The sequence below is a fragment of the Bacteroidota bacterium genome, from assembly GCA_018831055.1.
Lineage (GTDB): Bacteria > Bacteroidota > Bacteroidia > Bacteroidales > B18-G4 > M55B132.
Window position 1 is genome coordinate 1 of record JAHJRE010000006.1, and the last position, 7,288, is coordinate 7,288.

At 43.7% G+C, this 7,288-nt stretch carries 3 protein-coding genes; all 3 read right to left on the minus strand.

The features are described from left to right. Positions 1–2,852 (minus strand): T9SS C-terminal target domain-containing protein (locus tag KKA81_00475; GenBank protein ID MBU2649382.1); only part of this gene is annotated, 2,852 nt, incomplete at its 3' end. Between the two features lie 53 nt (positions 2,853–2,905). Then, positions 2,906–6,640: a TonB-dependent receptor gene (locus KKA81_00480; GenBank protein MBU2649383.1), complete on the minus strand. Its 3,735-nt coding sequence runs from the start codon at positions 6,638–6,640 to the stop codon at positions 2,906–2,908. 129 nt (positions 6,641–6,769) lie between these two features. Beyond that, a partial coding sequence (locus KKA81_00485; protein ID MBU2649384.1) for a hypothetical protein occupies positions 6,770–7,288 on the minus strand: 519 nt, incomplete at its 5' end.

Genomic DNA, 7,288 nt, shown 5'->3' on the forward strand with positions numbered 1-7,288 from the left:
TGCTGGGTGCTGTCTTCGTAAGTCAGAGTGGAATAAAGCAGTCCGTTTTGCGCAGCCATACTATCACCTGGTGCATAGCTTTGCTGAATGTTCAACGATATTCCAAGATCGAGGAAAAGTTGTTCATATCTAACGACTATCGATTTTGTCGATTTGAATTCTTCTCCTGTGCTGAGGTTTTTCAGTATCCAGCGGGATCTGCTAATAGAAACACTGTCGTTTAGGCCACCGCCATTCAGGATGCTGTCGAAGCGAAGCTCATAATCACCTGAAACAACTCTCAATGGGTCAACCACTTTTACGTTTAAGGGACCGAATCCATTCTTGTATACAGGGTTATATGCGATTGGATAATCGGGGCTTCCGATCTGGTTCAACGAATCGACGGGTTTCTTTGACAGGATTTCATCAATGGTTTCCTGGGTAAATTCCAGGGCAATACCGCCGTTACCCTGTCCCTGAATACGGGTGATCTGAGGGCCGTCACCGTAGCCGGATCTTAAAATTTTGCCATTCAGGGTTGGGTGTGGTATAGCAGTATAGGTTTTAATATTGCGGCGTCCTGCCAGATAAGGTTTCATCTGTCCAAGCAAGCCGTTTAAAACACCAGGTTCCTGGCTGTAAGGCATATATTCATTATAAGCATATGCAACTATGGTGTAATAATATTGCCTGTGATTTACAAGATTACGGCTGGTTGTTGCAAAAGCATCGGTTGTGATCATAAAGCTATGGCTGATTCCATTGTCACCACCTTCGACTTCTACAAGAGGAACGTTGCCGCCGATGGATTTATCAAAGTAGTAGTTAACCAGGGTGGTTACACCGTTTTTAATGTCGAATTGTGCCACAAGCCTTACGACATCAGGATTTTCTTTGCTTTCAAGGGTGACCGTAGGATCTTTCAGCTGATAAATCTGGTAACCTTCAAATGTGTATGTTGAGTCATTTCTTTGGTCTGGATCATTCGGATTGGGTTGACGAATAGTGTTGTCGTATTCCTTATATTTTTCCTCATAGTTATTGGAAGTTTTGGAGTTTGAGATATAAATAATCAACGACCTGTCGAGTTCAACGATTTCCAAATCCGGGGCATCGGGACCATCAAGGACTTTGAAGCAGTTATCGAACAGTTTCTGACATTTATCGTCAACAACCCTCAGTAATTCAACAGAAGCCCAGGGGCCACCGGATATTGCGCGTGCCCAGGGGATACCAACGGTGATATAGTTAACGGCACCGGGGCGAAGGGTAAACGGTCCGGCTGACTGCATGAAGCGGCGGTCTCCGGGGTTATTGTCGGCTTCTTCTTCCGTCCAGTATTTTCCATTCTGGTTGTATCCTCCATTGGGTGGCACACCCTGGGTTCCCCAGTTACAAGGGTCAGAATCGCCAGGAAACATGAAGTCGCATTCAGGGCCGACAGCACCGGAGCTAACATGAGCGTTACCACCATAAAGCATTTTGGTATTGTCTTTCCAGATACCCCTTAGGAAGTTATAATATTCCGGAGCTACCGAAGGGTCGGTACTATAGCCCGGGCCTGTATTGTTATGATACACATAGCGGCGCATACCGAACCTTTCGTCGTCAACAATAAGGTTTCCGAAGTTAACACCGTTAATGGCCATGGGATCCCATTCAAAAGGAGAATTGATGATAGAGCAATCTCCTGTGAATCTGGGGTTATCACGGCCATCGGGGTCGATATAAGGACCCTGGAAGAAGTCGACACCAACAGCAGGAGGTTGGTCGCCGTAAGCTTCCGGTTCACCGGAACCATCCACTGCATTTCCATTATAGCAATAACCTAAACCACGGCCAACATCGCAACCAATATAGTCGTCCCATGCATAACCCAGGTCAGTATCTACCCAGGGGGAGAAGTAAGTTTGGGTAAGGGTAAAGGTGGAACGGTTAATTACCTCATAAGTGTAGAACGACATATTATTGATTTCATCGTTGGTGGCAAAAGCGAAAGCCTGAGCTCTGATTTCCATACCGATGGGAGCACCCTGGGTTTCGGTGTGAGCATTTCCTTTGTCGTTGAAAACCCACCAAAGGGTCTGGTCTCCTTTAAGAACCTGGTCGACAAGGATACCACCGGTAACAATTCCGAGGGAGTCTTCGGCTGTAGGCCTGGGTTTGTAATTCGGATCTCCGGCATAGTTGAGCGGACATAGTGTATTAGAGATATCATAATATGGATAATCGCCCTGGTTGGGGTCATAATCTCCATTTCCGTCCACATCTTTAAAAGGAGCCAGATAATAACTTTGTTTTTTTGCAACATCACCATGAGCAGGATAACCCATGATGGATTCCGGGATTTGATAATTCGGGAATTCCTCATTTCTGTTTTCCGAATTCCACCATCCCAGGAATTCATCAACTTCTTTTCGGGTAATGAGGAAGTGTTTATCATAACGGGCACAAGTGGCCTCATCAACGGATGCAGTTCCATCGATGGTCAAAGGGCCTGGCCAGTAGTCAATCCCAACCTGCCGGTATCTTTGGGCGGCCAGTTTAAGTTGGTTGTTGATATCAAGACCTCCGATCCAGAGGGAACCTGAAAAGAGAGAAGTTGCGGTACCTTCTTTAGGAATAAAATACTGTGCTCCAATACCTCCGGGCAGGTCCCACCACATATCACCGCCGGTGTTTATACGGGCCCTGATATTGTTAATATCAAGGAATCTGAAACCGGCAGCAGCTGCACAACCTGCCGCATTAGCCTTGATGTTTTGAGTGTTCTTGTTTCCACCCGGGCCTACGTATTCTTCAGCGTAGGTTGACTGGAAAAGGAACAAACTGATGAGAGTGACGAACAGTAAGCAGAATATATTTTTCATGGTCATCATTTTTTGTTTCCAAATTTTGCGGTTATACATCGGTTGTGAATTCATTAAAAGTTGAAAATCAATCCGAAGCGAATAGTCCTGGGACTGCTATAGTTTCCTGGATTATTGATAAAGATAGCATACAGATCTCTGAAAGACTGAGGATCCAGCTGGTCGTTGATATCTCTTTGCCATTCGGCGGCGGCAAGGTAACCATCATCATCGGGGTTACCGGTTGCAGGATAGACACCCATGACATTTTTCGTATTCAGAACGTTGTTGATCTGGAAATAAACATTCAGGTTAGAAGCCCGTTTGTTATCTCCTTTACCGAGGTTAAAGAAGAAGTCTCTGTCGAGCCTGAGGTCTATTCTGAACTGCCAGGGTAATCTGGAGCCATAGTAAGTACCTTTCAGCAGACGACTTGTACCCGAAAGTTGGGAATAAATATTTCTGGAACGGGTATAAGGAGTTCCGGAACCACCGGTAAGGGTAAGGCTAAGACCTGTATTTTTCAGGATCTGAACCGGGGGTTTGCCGGATTTCGTTCTCTGGATAACCGGGCCGTTGTATTCATTACCATCAGCATAGCGATAATCAATGAATACATTAAACTGATGGCGGCGGTCCCAAGCCAGAGGGTTGGTAGTCCTCAGGTTGGGGAGCCCGGATGCTACAAGAGCTGCGGCAGTTGTAGTACTTGAACCTGTACCATCGGCAAACTGAAGTGTATAGTATGCGCTGATACGGGCATTGCTCGTTCTTCTGAGGTCATAGTTAATTGTTAATCCTTTTACAGTTCCGAAGTCGATGTTATTAAAGGAAGTGTAATCTTTCGGGTATGCTCCATTATAGCGGTAAACCTGGATGTCATCACGCATTTCCCTATAGAATACATAGAACTTCAGAGAAGACGTATTTGTTAGTTTCTGCTGAAATCCTAATTCATAGTCGATGGTTTTGGAGGGTTTCAGGTTTGGATTGTTTATTATTCCGCTGACGTTATTAAAGAAGTAATAAGTAGAGGGATCTGAAGCAAAGTTTGAAGTAGGCCTTTGTGTCAGTACATCATAGTGTGCGAAGAAAAGGGCCTCATCAGAGATTGGGAAAGAGAAAGAGATTCTGGGCATAATATTAACCTGGGGCTCGTAGTCTTCAAAAGCTTCGATTTCCGGTCTTTCTGCATCCGGGTTGATGATATAGGGTGAAATACCTGAGCCTGCATCCAGGGCCGTCGGGTCAAGGATTTCTGTACCCTGGGCATTGTACCAGGTATCTTCGTCACGATAACCTATGATTGTAGTGGGATTGGCAACGTTATCAACATAAACCACATAATCACTGCCCATATTTGAAGGTATGTCATAATCTCCCATTTTGGAAGCAAGTTCTTGTGTAGCAGCATCTCCGCGTGTATAAGCACGATAAAGCAGGTAAGGATCTTTGAGGACTTCCTGGTTGGCGTCGAAACGGTCAACACGCACACCAATGTTGAAGATCAGGTCTTTAAAGCTAAATTTATCCTGGATATAACCTGCCATGTAAATAGGCTCAAAGGCACCAATGGGGCGGTCATACACAATACGTCCATCTTCAGTATGATATTTATTCCAGAAGTCTGCGAATGTATATTTACCACTTTGCTTTTCTCCAGTATGGTCATATCCGGCATAGCCAACATAGGAAAACCCGTCATTTAACAATTCATCGGCGCTGAACATATCCATGTCAAACAAGCTTCCATTGGCATAAGCGGTCTTTTTGTTGTTGTTTTCGTCGAAATAAGTAATGGAGTTAGAGTTAAAATCGTAGGAGTTGATTACGATAAAATCGGTTCCATTAACGGGTAACCCAAGTTTTTTACGAAGGTTGATATCGAAAGTCCTTTGTGAAGCTTCGTCATATTTTCTGTGATATTGAATGGTATCCATGAATTCCCCATCGCGGTATACTAACATAGGATTATCAACATCAAGCTGTACAATATGAAAGTTAGCCAGGTTATACATATGTGTCCATAAACCTACCGGGCCGACACCATAACCACGGTCAAACCTCTGCTCATACTGCAAACCGAATTTGAACTCATGGTTTCTGATGTCCATGGCTCCGGAAGCATTAATACCAAGTTGGGCATCATCATTAACATTATAACCTGATATTACAGTACCGGGAGCCGTCCACATTCCATAATAACCCCTTTGTTGTTGTCCATTGATCAAAGCACCATTAAGCTGGATCTGGTCCAGGTTACGGTGATAATTATTGTTTGGGTAGAGTTCGAAATAGTTTTCTGTGATATTGGCATTGATGGGGTTAAATTCTCCGGGTTGGAAGGTGACCAGTGTATCATAGATATTATCCATAATATACACATTTTCAAATAACTGACCATTAATTGTATCCTCACCGAGGGTATAGTTATAAGCAAGGTGTGAATCAAATTTCCCAAGGTAGCCATATTTGAAAAGGTCCTTTTTATGATCGCTGTCCATGGTTTCTCCATAGATTTTGGAGTAGTCTGCCTGGATGGAGTAATACACGTTTTTCACAAGCGACTTGCTGTCTTTTTCATTTGGGAAGCGTTGTGTAAAGCGGCCAAAAACCCTCCATGTGTAATTATAGTACAGTGTATTATTATCGTAATTGAACATGGAGCTTCCGTAATTATAACCACGGCCTCTGTTATAGTTTAACGAACCACCGAATGTAAGGTTGATTGTTTCGGTAGTTTTAACATCCAGTTTTCCTGAGACATTCAGGTTATAATTGGATGTGTTCATGGTGGTTTTGGTTTCTTCCAGGTCGCTCAGCCTGGTGAATTCACCGTTAGGGAAAGTACCGCCTGAGGTCAGACCCGCGGGGCGGAGTGGATTTTCTTCCAGGTAGGTGATATAGCTATCTTTTCCTTTATAGATGGTACTTGAGACAGGGCGACCATCTCTGCGATAGGTAAAGTCACCGGCTATAAAATATCCCAGGAGGGAACTCAGGACTCTGCCTTCTTCATCTTTTTTAGTAAAAATTGGTCCGTTAAGGTTTATTCCGGCCCGGTTATATCCGAAAGCATCGAGCAATTCTGATGTTTCGAGTTCAACACCGGCACCGAATGAACGGGATGGACCTTTGGTAGTAACATCGATGATACCACCGGTGGCGTCACCGTACTGGGCTGGTGTACCGCCAAGGATCACAGATACCTGTTCGATGGCAGCTTGTGGGAGGCTTGAAGAACCTCTAACGCGGATACCGTCGATGTACATTACGGTAGCATCTTCACGGGAACCACGCACATTGCCTCGTTCACCGTCACGGGAAAATACACCCCCGATAGTCGTTGCAACAGCGTTGGCCGACCGGTTCGGCATTTTGGCAATTTCTTCCGAGGTCACCGTACCTCCGGATGTTGTCTGGTCTTTATCGATCAGAGGAACCTTATAATCAATAACTTCAAAGGTCTCCAACGCGATGGCGGATGACTCCATGTCGATGTTCTGGAAGGTAATGGTGTTGGCCTTGATGATAACACCTTTGATCATAAGGGGCTTATAGCCGATAAATGTGGCCTTGAGATCGTATTTACCTGGTGGGATAGGTTTGATAATGTAATTACCGTCAAAATCAGAGGACGCGCCGCCAACCTGAGTCCCCCCGAGTTCCAAAATAATGTTTACGAATGGCAGCGGTTCTTTCGTCTGACTATCACTTACCGTTCCTTTGAGTGTACCAGATACTTGCGAGAATACCAACAAATTTGTTGTCAGTATGATTCCAAGAGTTAACAGTAAATTTCTTAACATACCATATAATTTTATGTTAGATTATGACATTGTGCGTTAAAAGTCGGTAAAGTTAATAACAAAAAAATGAAATTACCAAAAATTATTAACACTAGATTTAAAAAAAATTAACAATTGCTTAACAGAAGGTTACAGGTATGGAGGATCAAGGATTGCTTGATAAATCAATGCTTTCCGAAGATCAAACTCTTCCCTGAGGACACTGTTTTCGTTGTTTAAAGAACGTATTCCATCTAAAGCTTCTATATGTGTGAACATCCTGCCGCTTTGTGCGACTGATGTGGTTTTAGTTTCAGTATGGTATTCTTTACCGCTTTTTTCTATGGATTGTATACCTCTTACTTCGTACTGATCCTCAAAGGTAAGCTTACGGGGAAATGGTGGTGCTGGAGTTGGCTGTGATACAGGTGGTGGTGTTTCATGTTCAATTTCCCCGAATAATTCCTCAAGTATATTCCTGGAGGGGTGAGCTTCCTCTTTTTCACGGCTTGCTTCCTTCTGTTTACGTTTCTTTTGTTGCGTGTAAAATGTAAAGACAAGCCATAAAACTCCGATGAGTATGTAAATGATATCTTCCATAGTTTTACTCCGGGTACACTTTTCAAAAGTAAAAATATTAAATTCCTGGGAAAAAGAAAGAAAAAAAAA